The 26,552-nt window shown below is 36.6% G+C and carries 27 protein-coding genes, 14 tRNA genes, 2 rRNA genes and 1 pseudogene; 10 read left to right on the top strand and 34 right to left on the bottom strand.

The annotated features are described in order from the left end of the window. Positions 1–70 precede the first annotated feature (70 nt). On the top strand, positions 71–193 hold the full coding sequence (locus tag JOC48_RS21580; RefSeq protein WP_275580768.1) for a hypothetical protein: 123 nt from the start codon (positions 71–73) through the stop codon (positions 191–193). 105 nt (positions 194–298) lie between these two features. Here the strand turns inward: JOC48_RS21580 and JOC48_RS16895 are convergent, their stop codons facing one another. The 4 genes from JOC48_RS16895 to JOC48_RS16880 all read right to left on the bottom strand — a co-directional run bounded on the left by JOC48_RS16895 (position 299) and on the right by JOC48_RS16880 (position 1,950). Further along, entirely contained in the window at positions 299–874 is a 576-nt protein-coding gene (locus JOC48_RS16895; protein ID WP_204501594.1) for a 3'-5' exonuclease, read from the bottom strand. A 206-nt stretch (positions 875–1,080) separates the two neighbouring features. Beyond that, on the bottom strand, positions 1,081–1,299 hold the full coding sequence (locus tag JOC48_RS16890; RefSeq protein ID WP_204501593.1) for a hypothetical protein: 219 nt from the start codon (positions 1,297–1,299) through the stop codon (positions 1,081–1,083). Between the two features lie 96 nt (positions 1,300–1,395). Next, positions 1,396–1,674 carry a hypothetical protein gene (locus JOC48_RS16885; RefSeq protein WP_204501592.1) on the bottom strand — a complete coding sequence of 93 codons (279 nt, stop codon included), beginning with the start codon at positions 1,672–1,674 and terminating at the stop codon, positions 1,396–1,398. Positions 1,675–1,698: 24 nt separating this feature from the next. Beyond that, the gene (locus JOC48_RS16880; protein WP_204501591.1) at positions 1,699–1,950 is read right to left on the bottom strand and encodes a hypothetical protein; all 252 of its coding nucleotides are present in this window, start codon (positions 1,948–1,950) and stop codon (positions 1,699–1,701) included. A 504-nt stretch (positions 1,951–2,454) separates the two neighbouring features. Between JOC48_RS16880 and JOC48_RS16875 the strand changes: the two genes are divergently transcribed. Next, positions 2,455–2,952 carry a DUF6241 domain-containing protein gene (locus JOC48_RS16875; protein ID WP_204501590.1) on the top strand — a complete coding sequence of 166 codons (498 nt, stop codon included), beginning with the start codon at positions 2,455–2,457 and terminating at the stop codon, positions 2,950–2,952. Between the two features lie 112 nt (positions 2,953–3,064). Here JOC48_RS16875 and JOC48_RS16870 read toward each other — a convergent pair whose 3' ends face one another. The 10 genes from JOC48_RS16870 to JOC48_RS16825 form a co-directional block, all read right to left on the bottom strand. Next, positions 3,065–4,189, bottom strand: a complete 1,125-nt coding sequence (locus JOC48_RS16870) for an S-layer homology domain-containing protein (protein WP_204501589.1) — start codon at positions 4,187–4,189, stop codon at positions 3,065–3,067. A gap of 734 nt (positions 4,190–4,923) precedes the next feature. After that, entirely contained in the window at positions 4,924–6,660 is a 1,737-nt protein-coding gene (locus JOC48_RS16865; protein WP_204501588.1) for a CocE/NonD family hydrolase, read from the bottom strand. Between the two features lie 186 nt (positions 6,661–6,846). Then, a complete protein-coding gene (locus tag JOC48_RS16860; protein ID WP_204501587.1) occupies positions 6,847–7,728 on the bottom strand; it encodes a glycine betaine ABC transporter substrate-binding protein in 882 nt (293 codons plus the stop codon). A gap of 82 nt (positions 7,729–7,810) precedes the next feature. Further along, complete coding sequence (locus JOC48_RS16855) at positions 7,811–8,641, bottom strand: ABC transporter permease (RefSeq protein ID WP_204501586.1); 831 nt, start codon at positions 8,639–8,641, stop codon at positions 7,811–7,813. Then, positions 8,638–9,840 (bottom strand): quaternary amine ABC transporter ATP-binding protein, encoded by a 1,203-nt coding sequence (locus tag JOC48_RS16850; RefSeq protein WP_204501585.1) that lies wholly within the window; start codon positions 9,838–9,840, stop codon positions 8,638–8,640. Before JOC48_RS16850 ends, JOC48_RS16855 begins: the two co-directional genes overlap by 4 nt. Before the next feature lie 49 nt (positions 9,841–9,889). Beyond that, the gene (locus JOC48_RS16845) at positions 9,890–10,366 is read right to left on the bottom strand and encodes a thioesterase family protein (RefSeq protein ID WP_204501584.1); all 477 of its coding nucleotides are present in this window, start codon (positions 10,364–10,366) and stop codon (positions 9,890–9,892) included. A gap of 20 nt (positions 10,367–10,386) precedes the next feature. Next, positions 10,387–11,334, bottom strand: a complete 948-nt coding sequence (locus tag JOC48_RS16840) for a 3-hydroxyacyl-CoA dehydrogenase NAD-binding domain-containing protein (protein ID WP_204501583.1) — start codon at positions 11,332–11,334, stop codon at positions 10,387–10,389. After that, positions 11,331–12,227: a beta-keto acid cleavage family enzyme gene (locus JOC48_RS16835; protein WP_204501582.1), complete on the bottom strand. Its 897-nt coding sequence runs from the start codon at positions 12,225–12,227 to the stop codon at positions 11,331–11,333. Before JOC48_RS16835 ends, JOC48_RS16840 begins: the two co-directional genes overlap by 4 nt. Positions 12,228–12,496: 269 nt before the next feature. Further along, positions 12,497–13,033 carry a TetR/AcrR family transcriptional regulator gene (locus JOC48_RS16830; RefSeq protein WP_204501581.1) on the bottom strand — a complete coding sequence of 179 codons (537 nt, stop codon included), beginning with the start codon at positions 13,031–13,033 and terminating at the stop codon, positions 12,497–12,499. Positions 13,034–13,365: 332 nt separating this feature from the next. After that, positions 13,366–14,640: an IS110 family RNA-guided transposase gene (locus tag JOC48_RS16825; protein WP_204501578.1), complete on the bottom strand. Its 1,275-nt coding sequence runs from the start codon at positions 14,638–14,640 to the stop codon at positions 13,366–13,368. A gap of 424 nt (positions 14,641–15,064) precedes the next feature. On the opposite strand from JOC48_RS16825, the gene JOC48_RS16820 reads away from it, so the two are divergent. Beyond that, positions 15,065–15,268 (top strand): cold-shock protein, encoded by a 204-nt coding sequence (locus tag JOC48_RS16820; protein ID WP_204501574.1) that lies wholly within the window; start codon positions 15,065–15,067, stop codon positions 15,266–15,268. Between the two features lie 585 nt (positions 15,269–15,853). Here the strand turns inward: JOC48_RS16820 and JOC48_RS16815 are convergent. The 4 genes and pseudogenes from JOC48_RS16815 to JOC48_RS16800 all read right to left on the bottom strand — a co-directional run. After that, on the bottom strand, positions 15,854–16,843 hold the full coding sequence (locus JOC48_RS16815; protein ID WP_204501572.1) for a tyrosine-type recombinase/integrase: 990 nt from the start codon (positions 16,841–16,843) through the stop codon (positions 15,854–15,856). A gap of 411 nt (positions 16,844–17,254) precedes the next feature. Continuing rightward, positions 17,255–17,413: a hypothetical protein gene (locus JOC48_RS16810; RefSeq protein WP_204501567.1), complete on the bottom strand. Its 159-nt coding sequence runs from the start codon at positions 17,411–17,413 to the stop codon at positions 17,255–17,257. A 17-nt stretch (positions 17,414–17,430) separates the two neighbouring features. Then, positions 17,431–17,805 (bottom strand): VOC family protein, encoded by a 375-nt coding sequence (locus JOC48_RS16805; RefSeq protein WP_204501566.1) that lies wholly within the window; start codon positions 17,803–17,805, stop codon positions 17,431–17,433. Between the two features lie 75 nt (positions 17,806–17,880). Then, a pseudogene (locus JOC48_RS16800) lies at positions 17,881–18,486 on the bottom strand (RNA polymerase sigma factor); the annotation flags it as partial. A 364-nt stretch (positions 18,487–18,850) separates the two neighbouring features. Between JOC48_RS16800 and JOC48_RS16795 the strand changes: the two are divergent. The 7 genes from JOC48_RS16795 to JOC48_RS16765 all read left to right on the top strand — a co-directional run bounded on the left by JOC48_RS16795 (position 18,851) and on the right by JOC48_RS16765 (position 24,540). Next, entirely contained in the window at positions 18,851–19,048 is a 198-nt protein-coding gene (locus tag JOC48_RS16795) for a hypothetical protein (RefSeq protein WP_204501565.1), read from the top strand. Positions 19,049–19,675: 627 nt separating this feature from the next. After that, positions 19,676–20,002: an ArsR/SmtB family transcription factor gene (locus tag JOC48_RS16790; protein ID WP_153726694.1), complete on the top strand. Its 327-nt coding sequence runs from the start codon at positions 19,676–19,678 to the stop codon at positions 20,000–20,002. A gap of 97 nt (positions 20,003–20,099) precedes the next feature. Next, positions 20,100–20,615, top strand: coding sequence for an SRPBCC domain-containing protein (locus JOC48_RS16785; RefSeq protein ID WP_204501563.1), 516 nt, complete (start codon positions 20,100–20,102; stop codon positions 20,613–20,615). Between the two features lie 76 nt (positions 20,616–20,691). After that, the gene (locus tag JOC48_RS16780) at positions 20,692–21,603 is read left to right on the top strand and encodes a VOC family protein (protein WP_204501562.1); all 912 of its coding nucleotides are present in this window, start codon (positions 20,692–20,694) and stop codon (positions 21,601–21,603) included. A gap of 888 nt (positions 21,604–22,491) precedes the next feature. Continuing rightward, positions 22,492–22,812, top strand: coding sequence for a DUF771 domain-containing protein (locus JOC48_RS16775; protein ID WP_204501561.1), 321 nt, complete (start codon positions 22,492–22,494; stop codon positions 22,810–22,812). A 109-nt stretch (positions 22,813–22,921) separates the two neighbouring features. Then, the gene (locus tag JOC48_RS16770; RefSeq protein ID WP_204501560.1) at positions 22,922–23,065 is read left to right on the top strand and encodes an Arm DNA-binding domain-containing protein; all 144 of its coding nucleotides are present in this window, start codon (positions 22,922–22,924) and stop codon (positions 23,063–23,065) included. 347 nt (positions 23,066–23,412) lie between these two features. Next, a complete protein-coding gene (locus JOC48_RS16765; protein ID WP_204501559.1) occupies positions 23,413–24,540 on the top strand; it encodes a site-specific integrase in 1,128 nt (375 codons plus the stop codon). A 300-nt stretch (positions 24,541–24,840) separates the two neighbouring features. Here JOC48_RS16765 and JOC48_RS16760 read toward each other — a convergent pair. From JOC48_RS16760 to JOC48_RS16685, 16 genes are all read right to left on the bottom strand, one after another. Continuing rightward, positions 24,841–24,922, bottom strand: a tRNA-Leu gene (locus JOC48_RS16760). Positions 24,923–24,929: 7 nt separating this feature from the next. Further along, positions 24,930–25,003, bottom strand: a tRNA-Cys gene (locus JOC48_RS16755). 10 nt (positions 25,004–25,013) lie between these two features. Then, a tRNA-Gly gene (locus JOC48_RS16750) sits at positions 25,014–25,088 on the bottom strand. Between the two features lie 6 nt (positions 25,089–25,094). Further along, positions 25,095–25,169, bottom strand: a tRNA-Gln gene (locus tag JOC48_RS16745). A gap of 14 nt (positions 25,170–25,183) precedes the next feature. Then, positions 25,184–25,259: transfer RNA gene (locus JOC48_RS16740), tRNA-His, on the bottom strand. A gap of 14 nt (positions 25,260–25,273) precedes the next feature. Beyond that, positions 25,274–25,344, bottom strand: a tRNA-Trp gene (locus tag JOC48_RS16735). A 33-nt stretch (positions 25,345–25,377) separates the two neighbouring features. Next, positions 25,378–25,463: transfer RNA gene (locus JOC48_RS16730), tRNA-Tyr, on the bottom strand. 23 nt (positions 25,464–25,486) lie between these two features. Next, a tRNA-Phe gene (locus tag JOC48_RS16725) sits at positions 25,487–25,562 on the bottom strand. 25 nt (positions 25,563–25,587) lie between these two features. Beyond that, positions 25,588–25,664 (bottom strand) — tRNA-Asp (locus JOC48_RS16720). Between the two features lie 51 nt (positions 25,665–25,715). Then, positions 25,716–25,792 (bottom strand) — tRNA-Met (locus JOC48_RS16715). 28 nt (positions 25,793–25,820) lie between these two features. After that, positions 25,821–25,896, bottom strand: a tRNA-Val gene (locus tag JOC48_RS16710). Positions 25,897–25,900: 4 nt separating this feature from the next. Next, positions 25,901–25,975: transfer RNA gene (locus JOC48_RS16705), tRNA-Glu, on the bottom strand. A 17-nt stretch (positions 25,976–25,992) separates the two neighbouring features. Continuing rightward, a tRNA-Ser gene (locus tag JOC48_RS16700) sits at positions 25,993–26,084 on the bottom strand. 4 nt (positions 26,085–26,088) lie between these two features. Then, positions 26,089–26,163 (bottom strand) — tRNA-Asn (locus tag JOC48_RS16695). Between the two features lie 11 nt (positions 26,164–26,174). Continuing rightward, positions 26,175–26,290: ribosomal RNA gene (rrf, locus tag JOC48_RS16690) — 5S ribosomal RNA — on the bottom strand. Positions 26,291–26,459: 169 nt separating this feature from the next. Beyond that, a 23S ribosomal RNA gene (locus JOC48_RS16685) occupies positions 26,460–26,552 on the bottom strand; the annotation flags it as partial.

The following is a 26,552-nucleotide window of genomic DNA, read 5'->3' as shown; positions in this document are numbered from 1 at the left end:
GTTGTCCCTATGTGTTTTCGATTGAATAAAAATACGCCTGTCACACCCCGCATAAAGCTTGTGTACCCTTGTGCAGTATGGGAAGGAAGAAAACTTTGAACAAGCAAGGGAAAATGGAGATATAAGAAAAATGTATCCATATCACATTCTTGACCAAGATTTAGATAAAGGAATTAAGGGAGAAGGCATATAATTAATGATAAAAATAGGTAGTACCCCTTTAGAAAAGTGGTACTACCTATCAAAAAATTGTTTCTTATATATTTTATAGAAATGCAGTTAGATAGTTTGATATTTCTCATTGAATCTTTCCGTTTTCAAGACTAATATCCATTATTTTGTTTTCAAATTCATCCTGGACAGAAATATTTACGTTTTTTGCGTATCCTATCCATGACTCCCTAAGGATAGATTCTCTTGAGAAACTTCTTCCATCAAAATGTTTGTTCCAGGTTTTATCTACAGGATTCCAATGATATTTATTTTCATTTAAATAAGATTTTATATTGTAAGTATCTTCAAACGAGTACTTGTTAGTTACTCTTACTACGTAATGAGTCCCTTTCCTCTCAGGTACGTTTAATATATTCAAATCAATCGGATTAATAACAGACTTTCGAATCACATTCATAAGAAAAGGGGAAACATTTCCACCTTCCGTCAGAAATACAATGGATTTCATAGCACGACTTAATGCAACATAAAATAACCTTTTTTCCTCAGAGATTACCCGTTCAATAGTATTACCTAGTACTTCAAAAAAAATATTTCTTGGATGTATAAGTGGAAAACTACGATTAACTGCATCAACCACAATCACTGCGTGTTCTTCTTTTCCTTTATAGGAATGTACAGTATCCATTGCTACTACCATCGGTCTATACTCTTCTGGTAGAGAATTTCTTATTGTTTCGAGAAATTCAACATGGAACTTCCGCTTTATTGAATTATATGGTGTATACCAAGGTAAACCACTACCCCTTCTACACAATAAAGCTACCTTATATCCATTTTGTATAAAATTGTAAACTAATCTTATTAGTGCAGGAGTAACAATATCTCCTTTATAGAGACTCCTTTCTAGATCATTAGGTGTAAACTTTCGGGATTGGTCGATTCTTCGAAGTTGAAATCCAATGACGAAATAACCGTGAATTGGTTATGCAAATAGATTCGGTCAATCGGTGCGTCCTTTTCGAATCCAAACGAAACAAGGTCTTCGGACGTCGCCCCGTTCATGATTTTCTTGTGAACGTCAATCGATTTCAAAAGTAAACGGTCTTTTAAATATTGCGTCATTACGTTTCCCCTTCCGTTCAATGTTACGTCCATTATATCGGAATTGACAACAATATAAAAGGACGACCATTCGAAGGAAGACGCATAGAAAGAAATTTATTGAATTAGTTTTTTACGTTGTTTAATCTTTAAATAGAAACCTTTAAAGGATTCAACAAGTATTAATCGAGCCGTACGAACAATCATAAATATGACGAAAACTTCAAGAAAGAATTCAATTGTAACCCACCACCACGGTCTAAAGAATCCGCCTAAGTGTTGTAGTTGTTCTTCGGTAAGGAAATTATTTTTGAATGCGAACGATATAAACCAAGCCATAAACACCGTAAATGCGGCATTAAATATGGTTCGTTCAATACGTAATAATTTCTCCATTGTAAAACCCCGCCTTTCATATCTTTATACGACTTTCTTAATTAACGGTTTTATATAGACAACATATATTCCTTTCCCTAAATAGTAAAACGTGGATAATACAAGTGTAATTTTAAATGTATCCATTAAAGAATAAACTAAATATTTAATAGTATGAAATCCAATGCCAAAAGTATCATTACTTTCAAACACCGAAAAGTTTTTCGTAAACGCTACTAAAAAACCAAACGTCAAAATCACGAAAATTGAAGGTAGTTTTCTAAACGCTTTTTTCACAAAATCACCCGCCTTTCATTTTGTTATCTTTACTAAGGGAAATACTTTTGAATCGTTTTATTTTATTGTATTTATTGTACGTAATTCATTTATAAGTTTTATCGTTGAATATAAGACTATCACCCCGACAATCCAAGGAAACGAATATATAAACGTTACAAATATAAACGTAAGGGTTTCAAACCAAAGCGGGTCTATATATCCACCAACTTCTTCACCACGAAATACAGTATTAAAAGGAGTTACCGAACTATGTACAATTATGATAGACAACATAATGAAAAGCATTGGAAACTTCGTAATTAAATTTCGTATTTTCTTCACAATGAATCACGTTCCTTTCATTCAATAATTTTTCCGAATTATAACACAACTATTCCACACGAAAAAGGTTCGAATGAACCGAAGTCCCAATTTACAATTGTTTATAAACAAGACTTTGAAAGGTTTTTATTTTTGCTATAATAGTAAACAAGATTACAACGGCAAAGGGGTTATTATCCTATGATTAAACGTACAGTTGAACGTATAAATTTCAAAATGATTTTACGAATATTTGCGGGTATTACTATGACAATCGGTGCGGTGGTAACACTTTTCGGTTTTGCATTTATCGCATGGGCGATTTCCGAATCGAATAGTGAAGTGGAAATGGTCGGTTCCCAAGATTTTGTTCCATTAAATGAAAACATTAAGGAATATCAGTTCTTGGACAATATTCATTTAATGACGCACCAAAAAGTGTATGCGGATGAAAAATGGGGTTCGGCAGAAATTACGAAAGAACGAATTGTAAAAATGCGTGAAATCATATACGAAAAGGATTTTGCGAATGAACAATTCTTATCTTCCGCATTGTCGCAATGGGAACAAGGAAACTTCGAAAATGCGGTTGACGTTCACAACTATATTTGGGAACAACGGAACGGTACGGCTGGAAAAGCAACAAGGTTATTGACCGACGAAGAAGAACAAGAATATATCGAAGAACACTTTGAGTAAGGCGGACATAAAATCCGTCTTATTTTTTTTTGAAATTTTTATAACACCCAATTTTATTTATAAAAAGACGACCTTTCGTCATTGGTCGCCTTTCTCCCAATTAAATATAAAATTATCTTGATATAATCCTAACTAACGGCAAATTTAAGTCTTCTTTCATTTCCCAAACTTTTAAAGTAGTTCTTCCCGTGTATTCGGACGTACTTTCTACGACATTAATTTCGTATGGTTTTGCACCCGTATAAATATCAATTTTGTCTTCTAATGAATTGCCGTCCAAATCCGTTACGTGCATTAAACCATCACGGATAATTAATTTCCCTTGATATTCGAACAATAATTCAATATTGCCGCCTTGGTAGATAGTTCGTTCCGTACCATTCAACAAACCATAAGAAACAATTTTCTTACCGTCGGAATAAAACATTTTTGAACCCGAATACGTTATTAAATCAACTGAATCAGTTGGAAGGTTTTTGACGGTCTTTTCTTCGTCCCCTTCACGTACATATAACGCATTGTTTTTTACAGTATATTCTTTACCGTCAAAGTCGTATTCATTTTTATTCAAATCAACTTCGAAATGAACATCACTTGCCAACAGTTCAAGTCCTTGTCGTTCCCCGTCCATTGCACGATAAAGGAAAACGGAAAATTGTGCCCTTGACGTCGGTTCGGAAGGTGCAAATGTGCCATCACCTTTTCCGCCCGTGATTCCGCTATCCGCCAACGCCGCTATTTCGGTATAATTCCAATAGTCGGGTTGAATATCCGTAAAATAAAAATCTTCATTTCTATTAAAATCGAATGCACGTGTCAACACCGTTGCCATTTGTGCCCGTGTTAATGATTCGTTTGGTCGGAAGTTTCCGTTTGAACCCCGTATCAATCCCGCTTCATACATAGTAGCCGCTAGTTTGTAACGTGGGGAATCCGTTGCGATATCATTAAATTGTACGGGTGTTCCTTCCACCAACGACAAGTCCAAGACCTTTTTCAACATTGCCGCCGCTTGGTAACGTGTGACCGCTTGATTCGGTTTGAAGGTTCCGTCGGGATAACCGTTTATGATTCCTTGTTCTTCTAAGTAGTTGATTTCGGTTTTCGCCCAATAGTCGTTTGATACGTCTGAAAAATCGTTTTCTATTTCCACCGCTTGTGTTGAACAACCAATCAATGAAGTTGTCAATCCAACAACACCAATTGCTTGAAGTAGTTTCTTTCTTACAAATTCCATGAATATGTCCCCTTTCTCCTTCCGATTATAGGTTATAAGAAATGGTAAAACAATTCCAATTTTTGTTCTTAGGTATGTTTTATAATATAAATAATTTCAAAATTAATAGTCACAAATCGGGTAGTTTTCCCCACATATTATAGTGAAAGCAATTTTTTAAACAACAATTTTCTAATAAAAGTCAAGGCATATTTGAAAGTATGGTCGGATAGATTTCGAATCCTACAATCACGAATAAATAGATTGTAAAGATATTCAAATGAATCAATTTCGGATTTTGACGTTTGAAGGACTTTCGGGGAAAGTTTATTCTTATGTCTTACCATTCGAATTACCCCTTTCGGATTGATATTTCGAACAATAGGACGTCTTTGACTTCGCATTATTGGTTCGCACGACTAAATCGTGCCTAAAAACGCAAAAAAGCGACTTCCAAAACGTCTGGAAATCGCTACATATCGCTATTTATAAGTACCGGTGGACCGTTCTCCACTTCATACACACAAACACTAAAAATAAAAAGAACTACGCTATAACTTGAATAATTCACTGAGTTATATATTTTTTCATTATTTTAAATCTTTATCTTTTAAACTCACATTAGAGAATGCTTAATGTATAAAAGGAATGAAAAGACAAATATAATAAGCAGGAACATATGTTATATAACTCATGGTGAAAAAGGGTTAGGCACTAAAAGGACGATTGTCTATTTGCAGTGTCTGACCATAAATTTATTCAGGTATTACTGGTAATATCACATGGGACGGATAGTCTGTTTGATGATACACCTTTTGGTTGGTCCTTATCAAATCAATTGTATCCATTGTGCTTTTACCTGTATTTGGGTTCACATCATAGCGTGGAAAATCACTAGATGCAATTTGAATTCTAATCGAATGACCTGGTAAAAATACATTGCTTGTAGGACATAACTCAATTTCAATGCGAACAATCTCACCATTTACACTTACTTGGTCCACATTGCCGTCTTGATACTTAGTACGGACAATACCGTCTGCTAGATTATAGGCTGTACCATCAGGAAAAACATCGACTAATTTTGCTGTAAAATCGGTGTCAGTGGCTTCCGTTGACGCCCATAGAACAACTTTTGCTGAGCCTGTCACTTCCAATGGTTCTTCTACTGGTTGAGATGTGTAAGTAACAACATCATCTCTTTGTCCTATTAATCTTTGATCCCGGGGTCCTGCATTTCTACCATTATAAAATAACGTTCCACCACCATGGGTTGGTACTGGATTTACCGGGTCATGAATAAACTGGTCAGGTTGTTCATTCGCTGGAGTTGTCGTGTTTAGATACCCTGATTCAACATGAGTATTTGCTTGGCCATCACTATGAAAATGGTATTTTCTGTATTCGGTGCGTGTTAACGGCCATTCCTTTTCAGACCGCCATTCATTTATCCCCATTACAAAGAGTTTAACAGCATCATCGTTAGTAACTAAAGGTTCGTCTTCTTCTTTTAGCCAATGGTTAAACCATTGAATATGAAGCGATGTGAGGTCATTTTTACCATCAATGGAGTGAGTAGAACTATGGACACCAAAAGTTCGTTCCCCTAGTTCTGAGCCTACCATTCCATGCCCCCAAGGACCAATGATTAATTTCTGGTGGTGATTGTATTTAGACATCTGCTCATAGTTTAGTAGTGTCTGACTCAAGAAATTATCATACCAACCAGCGAGATGATAAGCAGGAATATTCATTACTGCGGAATAGTTTTTAGTCATGGCATTCTCACTTGCTTTGTTAGTGAACTCTTGATTAATATACCTAGAATATATCTCTCGAAGCGCAGGGTGCTTCATGACTGCTGGCAAATCTTTAATCGGTTTATAGTTATGCCATTTTTCAATCTGATTAAGATCCTCTATGAGTTCTTGCATTGCTGCCTGATAGTCATCAGCTTTTAGCTTCCTTTTTAAGTAGTCAGGAGCTAATGAATCCAGCATCCACGTTTCTGCTGAAGCTAATGCTAGTACACCATTTTCACTAAACGGTTCATTAAAAATATTTCCTGTCATAGCAGGAAATATAGCTTTTAGAGCTGGTGGTTGTTCTAGTAGTGCATATAATTGCGTAAAAGCATAATAGGATAGGCCGAACATTCCTACTTTCCCATTAGAATATGATAGATTCGCGGCCCATTCGACGGTATCATAACCATCTTTTGCTTCTTGGACAAAAGGTTCAAATTCACCTTCTGATGCATAGCGACCTCGAACATCCTGAATAATTACGACATAACCTTGTAATGCTGTACGAATAGGGTCAATCCATCTGTGAGAAAACGCTGGAAGGTTCTTATTATAGGGTAACCGAGTTAGTAGTACAGGATATTTATCTGCTGCTTGAGGTCGATAGATGTTTGCATATAAAGTTGTCCCATCTCTTAAGTTACATGGAACATCTCGCTCAACCGTTACTTGCTTTAATTCCTTCATTTTTTGATTTCCTTTCCTAAATAATCATTCATAAATTATTTGAATATATTTGAAAAAACTCGGCATTCACCTCATCCTCATCCAATAGCGAGTGTCGGAGTTTTACTTATACTGTCTACTATAAAATTTTTGAGAGTATAAACAAGGTCTGTGTTGAATCTCAACACAGACCGCATTGTTTTTTCTTTATTCTATTCCTAACATAGCATTTACTTTATCTTGATTGTTATCAATCCACTCTTGTGCTACTTCGTTCGACGGGATTTCTTCTTCTTCAATTTTAACAATCATTTCTTCCACATCACCAAGTGGGATACTCCAGTTGCTTAAGAATTCATATGCATCCGGTGCAGTTTCTTGTAGTTCTTTGTTAGTAATTACTTTAATGGTTGCTGGTTCAAAGAAGCCTTTTGTATCTTCAAGTACTTTCAAATCAAATTTGTTAAACATTGTGTGTGGACGCCAGCCATAGAATACAACTGGTTCTTCCGCTTGCATTTTACGCATCGCTTGAGCAAGCATACCACCTTCAGAAGAATTGACCTGTTCCATGTCTAAACCATATCCTGCAATAAGTTCGTCAATTACTCCGGTAGCACTTGCACCTTCTTCAATGCCGTATAGCTCATTATTAAATTCACCTTCCATACCTACTAAGTCTTGAACAGTGTTTACATCTTCCATATAAGCTGGAACAACTAAACCAGAATCTGCACCAGAATAACTCACTGCTGTTTCTTCAATAGAATCACTATACTTTTCGATATATACATCATGTACTGGGAACCAGCCGTCCATAAATACATCAATATCACCACGAGAAAGGCCGATATACGTACTACCTGCATCTGCTTGTGTTTGCTCTACGTTATAACCCATGTCTTCTAAGATAATTTGTGCAACTTCCGTTGGAGGTACAGTACTTGTCCATGGTGTAACGCCTAATGTGATGGTTTGCTTCTCATCTGTACCTTCTGGGTTACTACTAGTATCTTCTTCTTGTTGGGAACAACCAACGATAACCATTACGAATAATACACTGATAATACTTAATACTACTTTTTTCATGTGACCTCTCCTTTGTTTTTTCCTTTATATAATCATAAAAAATGATATTTGTTCTTTGTTTGGACTTTTCACTTATATCTATTTATAATTTTTGACCAATCCCTTGTGTAATTCGGTCAAGTATAATAGCAATTACAACAATAGCTAAACCACCCGTTAATCCTAGACCAACGTTAACCGTTGAAATCCCTGACAATACAATTGAACCAAGTCCTGGGGCACCGATCATTGATGCCACAACAGCCATAGATAGTGCCAACATAATCGTTTGGTTTACACCAGCCATAATGGTCGGCACAGCAAGTGGTAGTTGAACTTTAAATAGCAGTTGTTTCGACGTTGCACCAAATGCCTTTGATGCTTCCACTACCTCTTCGGGAACTTGGATAATTCCTAATCGTGTCATACGGACAGCAGGTGGAGCAGCGAATACAAATGTTGCTATAACCGCTGGTACACCACCAAGTCCAAATAGTAGAATCGAAGGAATTAAGTAGACAAAAATAGGTAATGTCTGCATAAAGTCTAATATTGGTCGAACAATTTGGTCGATTAGTTTACTTTTAGCACTTAAAATACCAACAGGAACTCCAAATATGACAGAAATAATTGTTGAGACAATAACAATTGCAACAGTTTGCATTGTTTCTGCCCATAAATCGACGGATCCAATATAAAGACAACCGATTAGCGTGAATAATGCGATACCTTTACTAGCAAGTTTCCAGGCTGAGAGTATAAGCAGAATAGCAATTACCTCAGGAGGAATAGCTAGGATAAGGTTCGTTACACCGTCAATAAATGAGCGAAGTGTGATACTAATGCTATTAAAAAATCCACTCATGACCGGAAGTAACCAACCGTTAACAAAGCTATTGGTCCAATCTTCTAATGGGAAAGTAAAATAATTCATACTGTACCCACCTCATCTTTCTCCTTTCCGAGCACTAATCCTGAAAGAATCGAAACTCGTGATACGATTCCTAGGAGTTTTCCTTCTTCAACGATGGCAATTGGATACTTCACATCTGCAGCGACACCAATCAAGTCATTTAAAGGTGTATCTGGAGAAGTAGTATAAATGTCATCTGAGATAAGCACTTCTTCCATTGAGATATTGTTTTGATAAGCTTTAACAGCATCATCAATGGTTAATAATCCTTTTAGGTTTTTATCTTTGTCAGTAACAAAGATACTAGAAATACCTGCTTCCTCCATTTTTCTTACTGCAACGCGAGGGCCATCTTTGTAGGACAATACAACTTTAGGTTTTTTCGTGACATGGGATGCTTCTAGAACTTTCGAACGATCTACATCTTTAACAAAGTTGGAGACATAGTCATTGGCAGGATTTTCCAATATCTCCTCTGATGTTCCGATTTGAACAATTTTCCCATCTTTCATAATCGCAATACGATCGCCAAGCTTCAATGCTTCATCTAGGTCGTGGGTAATAAATAATACCGTTTTATCTAATTTGTCTTGTATTTTTAGCAATTCATCCTGCATCTCACTTCGTATAATAGGATCTAATGCGCTGAACGCTTCATCCATTAACAGGATATCTGTATCATTGGCAAGTGCACGTGCAATTCCAACTCGTTGTTGCATTCCGCCACTCAATTGGCTAGGATAACTATTCTCGTAACCCTTAAGACCAACATCTTCAATTGTTTCAAGCGCTTTTTTCTCTCGTTCTTCTTTACTCACATCTTGGATCTCTAACCCATAAGCAACGTTATCTAAAATGGTTTTATGAGGTAGTAAACCAAATTTTTGGAAAACCATTCCTAATTTCTTACGTCTTGTATTAATGAGAGATTTTTTGTCCATTTTGGTAATGTCTTCCCCATCAATTAATACTTCTCCGTCTGTAGGTTCAATCAACCGATTTACTAAGCGAATCAATGTTGATTTACCACTGCCGGATAAGCCCATGATGACAAAGATTTCTCCAGGTTTTACGGCAAATGAGGCTTGATTGACACCGACGGTCATTCCGGTTTTTTCAAGGATTTCACTTTTTTGTTCTCCTTTTTTTAACCGTTCGAGACCTTGTTGTGGATGAGAGCCGAAGATTTTTGTTAAGTGATTTACTTCAATCTTATTCATCAACATTCTCCTATTCTTATAAAGGTGTTTTTTAGAAAAAGCACCTGTCTTAACTTTTTCTTTTAATACCAATGGTCCTACCCACTTGTTTTGAGATTTCCAACTGTTTATGCTCATTCCAAATTTCTTCTATAAAATTTGTAATAGCTTCCGGGAAAGGTCCTGGTTTTCCTTGATACGTATCCATTCCCATTAACATTTGTTCACTAGTTGCAATTGCTTCGTTGTTGGCATTATTCATTATAAAAATAACGTGTAATCGCTTCGCATCAACATCTAACAGTTGTACTGTTACTGTCAGTTGTTCATCTTCATGTGCTTCTTTTAAATAACATAAATGTGTTTCTAACGTGAAGATAGTGTATTGATATTCCACACGCGAATTCTCATCTAGTCCAATTGCATCCATAAACGCATCCACAGCTAAACTAAATACTTTAGCATAGGCTGCGTCGTTCATGTGGCCGTTATAATCGACCCAATCGTGACGTACAAAGTCTTGATATTGAAAGGCTGGCTTTGTCATTGTAAAAATCCCCCACACTGTTATGAAATTTTCGAATTCGGCCAATAATCTTCTACTAAATCTAGTAACCTAACTAAGAATTCATTTCGTTTATCTTCTAATTCGGAAATAGGAACATCACCTGCATGAATTTCACAGCCTTCAATGACTTTTTCTTTTAACTCATCAGTAAGTTCAGGTGCTTCTAACTTTGTCCAAGGCTTCTTAAGTGCTGGACCAAATTGCTCTAACATGTGGCGCATTCCTTGTTCTCCTCCAGCTAAGTGGAAGGTTAAGAATGGACCCATTTGCGCCCAACGAAGACCTGCACCATAAATAATTGCAGCGTCCACTTCTTCTGTTGTTACAATGCCGTCATTAACTAGATGTAAAGCTTCACGCCATAATGCTTCCATTAAACGGTCAGCAACATGACCTTCAATTTCTTTATTAATCACTAATGGTTTCATTTCAATAGATTGATAGAACTTTTTTGCTTTTTCCATGGTTGTACCATCAGTGGCTTCTCCTCCAACAAGCTCAACAAGAGGTAAAATGTAAACTGGATTAAAAGGATGAGCGACAATTACTCGCCCTGGATGCTGGAGGTCTTGTTGTAATGTTGTTGCCGTAATTCCAGAAGTACTAGATCCAATAATGGCCTCTGGCTTGGCATATTGATCGATACTAGTTAAAACAGTTTTTTTAATATCTTCACGTTCTGGAACATTTTCTTGAATAAAATCAGAAGATTGTACAGCTTCTTTAAGCGTTGAAACAAAGGTTAAGCGATCTTGTGAAGCATCTTCCGCCATTCCTAGTCCTTCCAATGATGGCCAAATTTGCTTGATTACTTTTCGTGTATGCTTTTCTGCACCTTCTGCAGGGTCAAAAGCAATAACATCTAGCCCTTGAGCCAGAAATCTTCCAATCCAACCATTTCCAATTACACCTGTACCAATAACTGCTACTGTTTTTGAATGACTCATGTCTTTTCTCCTCCGTAAGGATTTCTTAATCCGAATTGTGCTCTAGCCTCTTCTGGTGTCATCACTTTGATGTCGTGGCTGTTTATGATCGTAACTGCTTTGTCAACAAGTTGATCATTGCGAGCAAGTACACCTTTGGATAGATATAAATTGTCTTCTAGACCGACACGAACATTTCCACCTAGCTGTACTGCTTGAGCAAGAATAGGAAACTGCATACGTCCAATACCAAATGCAGACCAATGCGCGTTCTCAGGAAGACGATTTTTCATATAAAGCATAGTTTCCGCGTCTACATCCATTCCCCAAGGAATACCCATGCAAAATTGAAACATCGGATCATCATCAATTAATCCTTCTGCGATTAACTGCTTAGCAAAACGTAGGTGTCCTGAATCAAAGCATTCTAATTCTGGTTTAACACCGCTCTGTTGAATTAATTTTGCTTGGTCTCTCAACCAATCAGTTGGGCTCATGTATATCATATTTCCAAAGTTTACCGAGCCACAATCTAATGTACACATCTCAGGAAGTAGTTCTCCAACTGGTTGATGACGTTCTTCCGGTATTTGTATATCCGTTCCATCTCCACCAGCTGCTGGCGTATTTAAGCTAGGAATGAAATCACCACCACCTCCAGAAGTGATATTGATGATCACATCTGTTTCAGATTCACGAATACGATCGACAATCTCACGGTAATGTTCCACGTTATGACTGATTCCTCCGGTCTTCGGATCACGAGCATGCACATGCGCAATAGTTGCCCCAGCTTTCGCAGATTCGATTGCTGCTTGAGCGATCTCTTTTGGTGTTACCGGAACATGAGGACTTTTCGCTGTTGTATCCCCAGCGCCTGTTACTGCAGCTGTAAGCAATATTTTGTTTTTCATTAGAAAGCCTCCCTATTTTTTATGGTTTCATTTATCAATTAGTTATGTTTATTATTACTTTACCATCCAGACGGTTTTTTATTTCACAGTTACTTACTATACCATCTGGACGGTTCTGTTTCAACTAAGAGCTTCTAACAAAACCGTTTTCATTCCTTATTTAACAAAAAATTAATTAGGCTTACTGCAGTCATAACAAGCTTTTTAACATTTTCCCAAAAAAAATTAAAAACACCTCCTGCACAAGAAGGTGTTTAGCATATAATTATTTATTCATTAGCCCAGTCTTTGAGCTTTTTAAAGATAGCTTTTTTCTTATCTTCTCCAATGTGATAAATATCAAACAACTCCGATAGCCAAATTCCATCTGTAGCTAATCGAATAATGCTAGCTTTTACCGGGTCAATTCCATCATGCTCAATTTCACGCTGCCATTCGGAATATAATTCACGAATAGGGTCAAGAGAATTTGTACTAACTGCTTTTGCTGCAAGCAATCCATAATGCATATTCTTGTTTTGATAAGTTTGATTAAAAGTTACATCGACGTATGCGCGAATCCATTTCCCTTTATCTATAGGATCATTTTCTGCATTATTTGAGATTTTCTCTCTATAATTATTGGCTAGGTGTTCCACCATACCATGTACAAGTGCTTCTTTAGAAGGATAATGGTAAAGCAAACCACCTTTACTAATACCAGCTTCCTTCGCTACAGCTTCGAGTGTTAGATTAAATATGCCTTGGTCACTAACGACTTTGGATGCCGCATGAAGTATTTCTATTTTTCTAGAATTTCTGCCCATTCAAAATCTCCTCTATTTTTTTAGGTTATATTAACTATACTATCCGGACGGTACACTTTCAATCTTTTTTGAAATGTCTTCACTCATGAACCTTTTCCGATTATTGTATATCATTATAACTGAATTACTTGTTGAATTCACGTTACTATCAGGGATATTATCCTCCCCTAGTCGGTGGAGGCCGGTTTTGCTGCGCAAACGGGTCAGGGCCCTTAGGTACAACGGTATCCAGTACTCCGCGCTTTCTCTGTAATCCTACGAATAAGCCAACATTCAAGAATTATTAAACTACTTTTAATCACTTTAAAGTCATACTTGGTTTACGATTAGAATTAAGCTGCTATAGGTGCTAATGGTTGTACTTTCTGAGAACAATATGGTTCATGACTTTTAGCTATTGATACCAATATTCTTGCTAGTTTTCCTACGAGTTTCATTATAGATTTCATTTTTTTCATCTTTTTGACGTTAACATTATTAAAATGAATCTGCTTGAAATCAGAGTTATTGCTCACAAGACTTAATGTCGTCAAAAATAAAAAGCGCCTTAGTCGAGATCTCCCACGTTTTGAAACAACAATTTGTCCTTTCCATTTACCTGAGCTTGCTTCTACCAGGTGCAAACCCGCATGCCGTAATAGAGAATTACCATGCGCGAAGTCACTTAAATCACCAGCTTCTCCTAAAATACCCGCCAATGAAATTTCACTAATTCCTTCAATGGCAATTACTTTTTTAGCGAAAGTAATTTGGTCAAGTACGGAAGTGACTTCTTTTTCTACTCTTTCGAGTTGGATTTTTGCTAAATCGAATTCTTCAAGTAAATGTTCCAAGTGAAGCTTATAGGCTTCATGAGCTTGTTTACTACCAACAGAATTTTTGGCTAAGTCAATTAGCGATTGTGCTTTTTTAAGTCCTGCGTGACGTTTCATCACTTTTTTCCAACCTTCCACAATATCCTCTGCTTTCATGGAACATAGTTCTGAAGGTGTTGGAAATAACCGAAGTGTTGCGATTGCCCCTTTACCTTTTACATCTTTAAATACTTCTCGAAGTTCAGGGAAGACAATATCTACCCAACGATTTATTTGATTAATAGAACTGGTGAGGCGTTTGACGATGACATCCCGGTTAGCCATTAGTACTCGAAGCTTTTCAAAAGCTTCAGAAGTGGGCCGGATAAAGGAGTAATACCCATTCTTGATCATATCTGCAATCACAAGGGCATCCTTTTTATCGCTTTTAGATTGGGTATTATCACGATTTTCTTTATTTCTTTTCACATGATGAGGATTAACTGTTACTACATCAATATCTTGATCATATAGCCATTTAGATAGGCTCAACCAGTAATGTCCGGTAGGTTCCATCCCAACTATTTCAGTATTCAATCCTTTTGAAATTTTTAAATGATTAATCCATTCTATTAATCTAGCGAAACCTTTCTCGTTATTTTCAAAAGATAGAGGATCACCGACCACAATACCACGATAATTTACAACTCGTGCCACATGCGTTTGTTGGGCAATATCCACACCGACAACGAGATGTTTATCGGAAATTCTTTCAATTAGTTGATTTTGTTTGTCTTGCATTTTAAACTTCATATAAGAGCTCCTCCTTAGATTTGAGTTTTAGAGTGGTGTCTATACTCTTATCTTACTGAGGGGCTCTATTTTTTTCAAAGTCGAAATTAACGCACTACAGGAATGCTGCGCAGCAAGGGCTTTGCTTTGTTAGTTGTTCTTCTCAAAGTAAGCCCCCGTTTAGTTCAACCAAGATAACTTAAATTGAATGGTAATTATAAGTTCTTTGTTTGTATTGCATGGTTGCTCTTCTATTTCTTTATGGGATTTTTACTATTTTAGTTAAACCCAAAGATTTGCAATTTTTATCGTTTACTGCTATGATGAATAAGAATTATTTTTGTTCGGTGTAAAGGATAGTATGAATATGGACGTTTCGTCTTGATGATACTTTTGGGCAAGAATAGTAATACAATGTGTGGCAACGCACTAGGAGGCAACAAAAATGGAAAAAGGTTTAGTAAAATGGTTTAACGCAGACAAAGGTTTTGGATTTATCGAAGTAGAAGGACAAGACGATGTATTCGTACACTTCTCTGCTATCCAAGGCGAAGGCTTTAAAACACTTGAAGAAGGTCAAAGCGTTTCTTTCGATATCGAAGAAGGTAACCGTGGACCACAAGCTGCTAACGTTCAAAAAGGTGCTTAATCTTAAATCGTTTATACAAACAGGCTCTTTATATTGGGGCCTGTTTTTTTGTTGTCTGTATAAAACTCTATAAAAAACCCTACTCAACGTTCGAGTAGGGAGATGGTACAAGTAATAAAAAAAGTTTAAAGCTTCAAAGGTTGTTTACAGTATAACATACTGGATTGACAATATGGGAAATGTATATAAGTTATTTATTATTCTTTCCTAACACAACTACATTTTATTATTTCTTTTTACACTATCTATTAAAATACAACAAAACCTTCCAATTACAATTAAAGGGAAGTTATTTGGCATGTTCATTTTTGGTATCATGAGAAAATTATTGACAACTATTAGCCGGTTTACTTGAATAAGAAATAAGCATCTATAAAATTTATTTTCCCTTCAAGTAGAACAAGCATGACCCAAGTTAGATTTCCCCAAAAAGCCCTACTGGTGTTCACAATATAACCTAAATGCTGATAAAAAATAGGGAGACCGCTCTTCAAGTAACCTTCGTTAGCTTAAGTACATTCTTTTACAAAGGCATTTAAAAGTGAAGACTCTTGTTGCACAGTATCAGTCTAATGACAATCACTTTTATTGAATTAGATATCTTTTATGCTGCTCACGTTTTCTTTCATGAGTTATTTTTGCATACCTTAGTGTGGTATCCGGCGAATTGTGACCTAACAATTCTTGAATTGCTACGAGTTCAGCTCCATTATTTAATGTTAATGTTGCAAAAGTATGTCTTAAAACATGGGGACTAACCTTGTCATGCAAACCTGCTATTTTCGCGATTATTCCTATTTCTCTTTGTATTCCTCGTTTAGATAATCTTCTATAAGGTTGTCTCTCTGTAATCATCAAGGATTCACAATCATCTTTTCGTTCTTTTAAATATTTACCTAAATGATACATTGCTCTAATTGAAAAATAGACTTCCCTTTGCTTATCACCTTTACCTATAACTAAAGTGCTCATATTCTGTTGATTGATATCAGCTTTATTTAATCCATGAACTTCAGATAAACGACAGCCAGTTGCATACAATACTTCAAGAAAAGCACGTTGTCTATCTGTTTCACAGGCTTCTCTTAACATTTCCAGTTCTTCAATTGATAAGGATTTAGGAAGTCTGTATTCGTCTTTTGGAGCTTTCAATTTAGTAGTTGGATCATGTTTAATATATTCCTCTGAAACTAACCAACTAAAAAAACTCTTTAAAATAGATAGTTTCTTTCTAATTGTGCTCATTTTTAACGTCCCCTCTTTACTTAGGTACATTCGAATGTCTGCTATAGCTATGTCCTCAGCCTTCTTTTTTACGATGTCAGCAAACATACTTAATTCTAGGAGATAGTTATCAAGAGTAATAGAACTTAATCCTTCAAGTCTTTTTGCCGAAATGAACAATTGTATTTTATCCTCAAGATCAGGATGAACCTCACCTAACCCAACTCTTTGAATATAATACTCAGATAAAACAGTAGACAATTTATTCTTGGTATTTTCCACTTCGATGTTAGGGTACAAATCTTTTAAAGCTACCACTAAATCTGATAATATTTGCTCTGCTAGGTTCATAAAGATCAACTCTCCTTAGTTTTAATTAGTAAACTAAGGATTACCCATTCAAACACCAAAAATACCAACTAAGTATGCGTAGATTATTTATTTTCTTAGAAATTATGTTTATAGCACATGAAAAGTGAACCACATGACAACTTAAAATTGAGCCACTTCAAGTTTGTGAATTTTACTTACCGTAAAATCAATTGGATTTATATGGAGAGGCGGGCATGATATCCTGGTTGTGGAGTGCGAAATTCTTTCCCCTGCACGCTTTCGCAAAGAAGTCATGCCCGTAGAGGCTCCATGTCAATCCTACGCAGTAATAAAAATATCTCCCCAAAGTTTGTGAATTCCTCAAATTTTAGGTGGTTCAAAATTAGTTGCGAAATGGTTCAATTTTCAATTGCGAAATACAAAATTAGCCTAATTTGGATTCACAACGTTCTTTAAATCTTTTAGCCTCTGATTAAATCTTCTGTGCAGATTTGGTATTAATTCCGTACCTTGAGCATCTTTTAACAAGACGTCTATTGATAGTCCTATAATATGTAAAGTTTCTTTATGAACAACTTGTATACTCATAAAATCCTCCTTCCCCTTTATTCAATTACACTAAAACGGTTATTGTCAGGATCATAAAGTGCAAAACCTTTCATTCCATAAAATTCATGAATATCTCCTACATTTGCACCCTTTTCTAGTAACTTTTGGTGGAGCGCTTGAATGTTACCCGTGTGGAAATTCATATAATGGTCTACATTATAATCATTTTTAGGAAATTCTGGCTGATTAAAATCATAAGACTTAACAAGACAAAATGTCACAACACCATCCCAAATTTTTAGGGAATTGGCTTTAGGTGTGTCATCAATAAACACTTCGAAACCTAGCATTTCACAGTACCAATTTGTTGACGTTTCTAAGTCAGAGACAGGTATAAAAATTCCAATTCCACTCAATAAATCTTTTTGCACTATTTCACTTCCTTTCATAATATTTTTTTCTTCAATTAAATAACGTGTTTCACAATGAAAAAGATACGGAAAAAATTAAATTTTTTCTCTAATCTCAAAAACATTTCCATCTGGATCAGAAATTGTGAAAACAAAATACTTTTCTTTTTGTGTAACTGATACACCTCGCGTAACAAGATTATGATATGTTTTAACAATTATTTTGTGGTCATTTTGTTTCAACCCGAATAATAGACGATCAATTAAATTCTCAACTGGTTCTCGGTTTTTCAATGATGAATCTTGCATCTCTATTAATGTTGTTCTTCCTCTATGCAATGCCGCTTTCACACCACCTATAGTCATATCTAGCATCTTGGCCACTTCCTTTGCAGAAAAACCAAAATACTCTGTAAGCAAAATTGAGGAGGCTTGTTTAATTGGTAACAGAGAAATTAACATTCCAATAGAATCCAAAAAACTAATATCATATGTAGCTTTTTCAATTTCTATTTCCACTTCCTCATGTTTTCTTTTTCTCAATGTGTCCCGCCATTGATTTGTAGCTGCTGTGAACAAATAACCTTTCGGGTTTGGATGTCTGTTAAGATTTGATGCTCTTTGCATAATGTTCATTAGCATGTCCTGAAACAAATCATCCCCATCCCATTTACTTCCTGATAATGAGTAACAGTAATTTTTTAGATCAGATAATAAGGATCAAATAAAGGATTCATCTGCATAATGGTCTCCTTTGAAAATAGTTCTAAAATAATGGTCAGTGTTATCCATTTGTAAAAATTGCATTGTAGTTTTTCATTCATTGTTCAACAAAAAGGAGCACTTTTCCTTCTCGAAAAAATGCCCCTCACTTTCACATACATTTTCCTGATATTAATCGAAGGTGCCTGTCACTTGTCTAATATATTGTAGAAAAAACTAAACAAAATAGCATATAAAATAGTTAGAACTCTTAACTATGCCTGTGGTAAGTGAAGACGGCTTGTTGCACAGTAATTGTCTACTACGTAATACAAGAGTTACTCCTCAGAGGTGGTATATTTCAATGGCTGCAATCATAGATTATAGTCTAAAACAAAATTTAATTAAACCCGCTCCTCATTTCAAAACTAAAGAGCAGGTTTTTCATTTTTATTCTGTAGTTAGTGTTCTGATAGAGCTTGAATGTAAAAGTAGGTTAATTTGTTTCGTTTTCAAAGAACTCCTCTGGTTGCCTTCATCTACCGTAACAAAAGAAATATGAATGATTTAATCTCCCTTTCATTTTTTGCGTTAGTAAACTGTAGGACTTATCATTAACTTAAGCAGAAGCTATTCTGCACTCTCTCCTTTTAAAATAAAGTATAGAAATGCAAAATCCCGCTCCTGACCGGAAACAGGAGCGGGTATCATTGTCTATTGCATATTATCGTTGAACTACGCAGTTATTTGTTGCGATTCAAAATAAATATCTTTTAGGAATTAATAGTTGAAATAACCTTGGCAAGGTACTGTATGACTTTAACAGCGTGTCTTGTACTAATTCATCCCCATCCCAAGATAAATGGTGATCATGTTACAGTACTTCCATAAGGTAGCCCTATTAGGCTTAATCAGTTGATCAAATTCTATTTTAGGTCACGCATTTCATCAGATACATAATCAAGTTTTTTCAGTTACAACACTTCCTCCTTAAATACTAATTATTATATAAACACAGTAAATTTCAATACTATAGCAATTAATAATCACTAATATTCCTTGACAGGAATATTCCTATTATGGAATAATAAAATTAGCAACGAGGTACGACATATTCAAAATGTTAAAAATTAGAAGGTGGTAATCTCTAAATAGTTTTAGAAAACACACAAGTGGGAGAGGATTCAACATGAACGTGCAAACCTTCAGTGCCCTGGCTGAACCCAATCGACTTGATATCGTCGAACTTCTTCTAAATGGATCGCTTCCAGTAGGAGAGATTGCGAAGCAGCTAGAGTTAAACCAGCCCCAAACCTCGAAACATCTTCGCGTATTAAGCGAAGCTGGTATAGTCGAAGTTCAGCAAGTAGCTAACCGTCGTATTTATAGACTAAGACCAGAACCGCTTCAAGAGTTAGATAAGTGGCTCGAGTCCTACCGTCGATTGTGGGAGTCCCGGATGGATCAGTTGAACGATTATCTAAACGTATTGCAGGGGAAAAAACCACTCAATTGATGTGTTGGTTTGTTATCGTAACAAAATCAAATATTAGTAAAGTCATGTTACAAATCGCTAATAACAAAAAGTTATTTAATTGAATGGAGGAGTTTAGATGTCAATCAACGAAATAAGCTCAATAGTAGAGAACGATCGCGTATTAATATTGGAACGCATATTTGATGCACCACGCGATCTCGTATTCAACATGTTTAAAGAACCAGAACACCTCAAGCATTGGTGGGGACCTAATGGTTGGGAACTTCCGGTTTGCCACATTGATTTCCGACCGGGTGGTATATGGCACTTTTGTATGAAGTGCATGGACAAAAATCAAGGTGAATTTTATGGTATGGAATCTTGGGGCAAAGTCGTTTACAAGGACATAATCGAGCCAGAAACGATCGTTTACACCGATTATTTCTCGGATGCTGAAGGCAATATCAACCAGGATATGCCTTCAACCGAGGTCACGTTGGAATTCATTGATACAGATGGGAAAACGAAGCTTGTTAACCGCGCTGAATATGTGTCTGCAGAAGCTCTCAAATCAGTCATGGACATGGGAATGTTACAAGGCATTACCGAAACTTGGAACCGTCTGGAAGACCGTCTGAACGAGATCAAATAAAGGAATTTTCTTCTGAAAGCCGTCTTTTCAAAAATAGAAGAAATCATCATCCATAATTAAGAGGGAAGGAATATCAATGATAAATCAAAAAATAGTCCCCCATCTGTGGTTCAATCAGGAAGCAAAAGAAGCTGCTCAATTTTATACATCCATTTTTCCTAATTCTAAAGTCACCAATATCACAACATTTCGCAACACACCATCTGGGGATAGCGATGTCGTATCATTTAATATCGATGGATATTCATTCATGGCCATAAATGGTGGCCCACATTTTCAGTTCAATCCTTCGATTTCTTTTTTTGTCAATTATGATCCTTCAAGAGATAAGAACGCAAGGGAAAATTTAGATCAGCTGTGGGAACGTCTGTCTCAAGGCGGAACACCACTTATGCCACTTCAAGAATATCCGTTCAGTAAACGCTACGGATGGATACAGGATAAGTATGGACTGACATGGCAACTAATCCTCACGAACCCTGAAGGTAAGGAACGCCCATTTATCTTACCTTCAATGATTTATGTTCAAGATGTGTGCGGTAAGGCAGAAGAAGCAAGTGACTTTTATCTTTCTGTTTTCAATGATTCAAAACGAGGGGAAATCACTCGCTATCCTGCTGGCATGGAACCAGACCAGGAAGGGACTTTGATGTTTACAGATTTTATGATTGAGAATCAATGGTTTGCCGCAATGGACAGCGCTCATACACACGCCTTCCATTTTAATGAAGCCATTTCACTTTTGGTTCGGTGTGAAAATCAAGAAGAGATAGATTACTATTGGGAAAAGCTTTCCTCAGATCCAAATGCTGAGCAATGTGGTTGGTTGAAAGATAAGTACGGTGTCTCTTGGCAAGTCTGGCCAGAGATTATGGGAGAAATGATGGCAAACGGATCGAACGAACAAATGGATCGATTAACAAAAGCATTTCTTCAAATGAAAAAGTTTGACATAGAAAAATTAACAGAAGCATATCAAGATAATTAACCACTGTGTACTGTGTTGGTTCGGATTAAAAAGTAATTGATATTAAAGCTGGTAAATGCCAGCTTTTTTATTGCGCAGTATGTGTCTACCGCGCAGTAGTTATATAATGTATATCCCCTATTTTACAGCCCATTTCCCTTTACAATCAGGATATTTCCATTTCACAATTCGGTCTCTCTCATTATCTGAAATTCCAACTTTTCAAGTAAAGTGTGTAGCGTTATATGAATCTTGATGTTCTTTCGGTATAGATTCTCCTTGTAAATCAGCATTGCAAAGCGGACAATTTTCTTTATTATTCTTCATTAATTTATACCCTTTCAGTTACTTCACTTTTTTCTGCAACTTAGAGTTACTCCACAATCTGGTCCTGTAACGTGGAAAACTAAGATATTGCAATTGTTTATTGATCTCTCAATTGCCTTTAAATGAAAAGCTGCTTGGAATGAATAAAAAAGGTTTTAAAATTTTTATCACTTACAATATCCATCCCATTTTGTTCATGTTAATCTGTATTTAGCAATTCACTTTATAACCAGTTTTACGCAAAAACTACTTGGGATGATTAAAAAGTTTTTAAAAATTTTATTGCTTATAATATCCATTCCAAAAATTCCGTGCTAATCTAGCATTAACACTTAGTTAAGAACCCTCTATTCATTAGATCTACTAGGTGTAAATAATTTAAAAGGGAACTTGCTTTTTAAAATTTTCTGTGATGAAAATTACACAGAAATTACATTAAGTATAATCAAAAAAAGAATAATTTGCGAGCGGAAGCACCGCCAGATTTTTTCCATTAGGATTCTTATTCTTATGGATATTCTGGGGTGCTTTTTATTTTCCCTAACTTTTAAACAAACTTCTTAGGATTAGGAGGCAGTAACAATGCAACAGCTATCAGTAAACTTAACTATTCCAGTTCCTGAAGACTTTGTACTCATCTCCAAAGTAGAGTTACAGGAGTTGAAGCAGCAACAACTAACAGGTACCTGGTGGACAATGCATGACCTTGAAAAGAGAATGAACCGCAAACATGAGTGGATCAAAGATAAAGTTCTGTATCCTTCTAAATTTAGAAAAGTTCTTGATGTAAAAAAGGGAGGATTTGTACGTTATCCAGAATCACAAGGGGAAAAGTGGTTATTTCAAGCATCCAAGATGGCAAAGTTTTTAGATGATCACTTTCAACAAATTTTTTCTAAATAAGTGTTAAGAGAAACTAGCTAACTATTAAAAAATGCTATTCAAAATTTTACCTAGAATCTTTTAAAAGGTAAGATTTGAAAATAAATAAACCATAGAGGTGAATTAGAAAATGGCGAGCATTCGAAAAAGAGGACAAACTTGGGGATATGCCGTTAGCCACACAGTTAACGGCAAAACAAAACAATATGCAAAGAGTGGGTTTATAACGAGAAAAGAAGCCCAATTAGCAGCTGCTGAATTGAAAGCAAATTAAAGCGAGGAAAAGTTCCTTACTTTATAAATAGAACGACAAATGAGAAACTATTGAACCTTGTCAATAGTGAATTAGTAGTAAGAGAAGTTAAGAATAGAATCAAAAATGAGTCAGACTACTACTTATTCCTTTTAGGCTTAACTACAGGAATGCGTCATGGAGAGTAAGTTGATCGACTCTTACTTGATCTTGACTTAGAAGTAGATAAGTCTGAATAACAAGACCCCTTGAAATAAAACCAAGAACTATGAATTGCCTGTTAGTTAGAGTGGCTATCAGGCCACCCATCACTTTATTCATAAGATCATATATATACTTAAAATGGGATAGAAAGAGGAGATGAAAGAATGGCAAGCATCAAAAAACGGGGAAAGACATGGCAGTATGCTGTAAGTCACACAGTTAATGGAGAATCAAAGCTTATCAGAAAAGGTGGATTTAGTACTCAAGCTGAAGCAAAAGCAGCAGCTATTGAACTGGAAGCAAAGTTAAACAAAGGAATAGTCCCTCATTTGAAGCCTGCACCAATTGATGAATACTTTGATAACTGGGTAGAGCTATACAAAAAGGGCTTAAGTGAAGCAACACTAAAGCATTATAAATACACATCTGATCGTATCAAAGAACATTTAGGTAGTAAGCCTTTGCAAGAAATCACAACCCAAGATTATCAAGAATTTCTTAATAAGGTTGGTGAAAACAAGTCAAAGGAAACCGTAAGTAAACTTCACGGTCACATTCGTGCTTGTGTTCAAGATGCTAGGGATGAACAAATTATCCACAGTGATTTCACCAGAAAAGCTATATTATACTACACTGTTTCAGCTAAAAAGGAAAAAGAAAAACACGTAAATTATCACGATTTTGTACTACTTATTAAAACACTACTAAGTAAAGTTGAAGATGATTTAGGCTATTACTTATTGTTATTAGCTTTAGCAACTGGTATGCGTTTCGCTGAGCTTGTTGGGTTAACTTTTGATGACTTTGACTTTGATAACAACCAGATTGATATTAATAAGACATGGAGCTACAACAACAAGAAGAAGAAGATTGGATTTGGTCCTACCAAAGGTAATGATGAGAAAAACTGCGATAGAGTTATTGATGTGAATAAAACGGTAATGAACGCATTTAAAGAATTATTTGCAACAATGCCAGACAACGACAATCATTTAGTGTTTTATAATGCTAAATCTAAATATAAAGTCATAACCAACAGCCACGCAAATGATCTTCTAAAGGAAACATTACTAGATCTTAAAATACGGCCTCTAATTAGTTTTCACGGTGCAAGACACTCGCACGGGAGTGTCCTATTGTATGAAGGTAATAAATTGGAGTATGTGAGTGAGCGTTTAGGTCATCTTGATATAGAAACTACTTACAGAAAGTATATTCACCTTTTAAATGAAGGAAGAGAATCAGAAATAAATTTAGCAATGAAGACATTTGAAGATATGTTCGAGGATTAATATTGACAATAAAATATTTATGAAAATAGAACTAGTCAAAGCTTATCAAGATGGGAACCAACTTGATAAGCTTTTTTATAAGTATAATTCAGTTGGTTTTTAAAGGGTATGTTGTAAAATTTAGCTTGTGTAAAATAATGTGCAAAATACTAAGTCCATTGTGCAAAATTGTGTAAAGAAGAAACGAAACCTATCTTATCTAACCGCAACTCCCAAAAACAAAAAAACTCAAAAACATTGATATATCAACATTCTTGAGCATTTATCCTTACCTATAAAAAACGCTAATTTCTTGGAAAATACCGGTGGTCGGGGTCGAACCGACACTCCAGAAGGAACACGATTTTGAGTCGTGCGCGTCTGCCAATTCCGCCACACCGGCATAATAATGGAGGCGGCAACCGGATTTGAACCGGTGATAGAGGTTTTGCAGACCTCGGCCTTACCACTTGGCTATGCCGCCTTAATTATAATGGAGCGGAAGACGGGATTCGAACCCGCGACCCCCACCTTGGCAAGGTGGTGTTCTACCACTGAACTACTTCCGCATATATTGGCTGGGCTAGCTGGATTCGAACCAGCGCATGACGGTACCAAAAACCGTTGCCTTACCGCTTGGCTATAGCCCAACGTATGTTATTAATGGGGCGATCGATGGGAATCGAACCCACGAATGCCGGAGCCACAATCCGGTGCGTTAACCCCTTCGCCACGACCGCCATAGTAAAAAAAGCAGGGGTAGTAGGAATCGAACCCACACTGGAGGTTTTGGAGACCTCTGTTCTACCGTTAAACTATACCCCTATGACATACAATATTAACTTAAGGTGAATAATATGGTGGAGGGAGTAGGACTCGAACCTACGAACCCGATGGGAGCGGATTTACAGTCCGCCGCGTTTGGCCAACTTCGCTATCCCTCCAGTTAATGTGTTTAGTTAATTAGTGGTGGCTCGGGACGGAATCGAACCGCCGACACACGGATTTTCAGTCCGTTGCTCTACCGACTGAGCTACCGAGCCATGTTAGTTTGTGAGATTATATAAATGGCGGTCCGGACGGGACTCGAACCCGCGACCTCCTGCGTGACAGGCAGGCATTCTAACCAACTGAACTACCGGACCAATAATTTTTCGCATAGCAAAAATATCTTTCCTTATTTCACAAAAATAATTTGGTTGCGGGGGCAAGATTTGAACTTGCGACCTTCGGGTTATGAGCCCGACGAGCTACCAGACTGCTCCACCCCGCGATAATAAAAAACATATATATAAAGATAATGGTGGAGGATGCAGGGCTCGAACCTGCGACCCCTTGCTTGTAAGGCAAGTGCTCTCCCAGCTGAGCTAATCCTCCAAAGTGGTGACCCGTACGGGATTCGAACCCGTGTTACCGCCGTGAAAGGGCGGTGTCTTAACCACTTGACCAACGGGCCAAAGTATAATTAAGAAGTGGCGGAGAGCGAGGGATTCGAACCCTCGGTACGGCGTTGACCGCACACACGATTTCCAATCGTGCTCCTTCGACCACTCGGACAGCTCTCCATAATGGCTCCACAGGTAGGATTCGAACCTACGACCGATCGGTTAACAGCCGATTGCTCTACCACTGAGCTACTGTGGAATGGATATAAAGCCTGGCGACGTCCTACTCTCGCAGGGGCAAAGCCCCAACTACCATTGGCGCTGGAGAGCTTAACTACTGTGTTCGGCATGGGAACAGGTGTGACCTCTCCGCTATTGCCACCAGACCATTTGAGCTTAATCGAAGAAATGGATTGTTTTTTTGTGACAAGAAATATTATACTTGTTTTTTCAAAAAAATCAATAGATTAAATAGAAAATATCTATTTTAATTAAAAGGTAATTTATACCTTCAAAACTAGATAAGAAAGGGTACAAGAATCGAAACATATTTATTTAGTTAAGTCCTCGATCGATTAGTATCCGTCAGCTGCACGTGTCACCACGCTTCCACCTCGGACCTATCAACCTCATCGTCTCTGAGGGATC

Source organism: Aquibacillus albus (genome assembly GCF_016908325.1).
GTDB classification, from domain to species: Bacteria; Bacillota; Bacilli; order Bacillales; family Amphibacillaceae; genus Aquibacillus_A; species Aquibacillus_A albus.
This window is presented reverse-complemented; position numbering and strand designations above follow the sequence as displayed.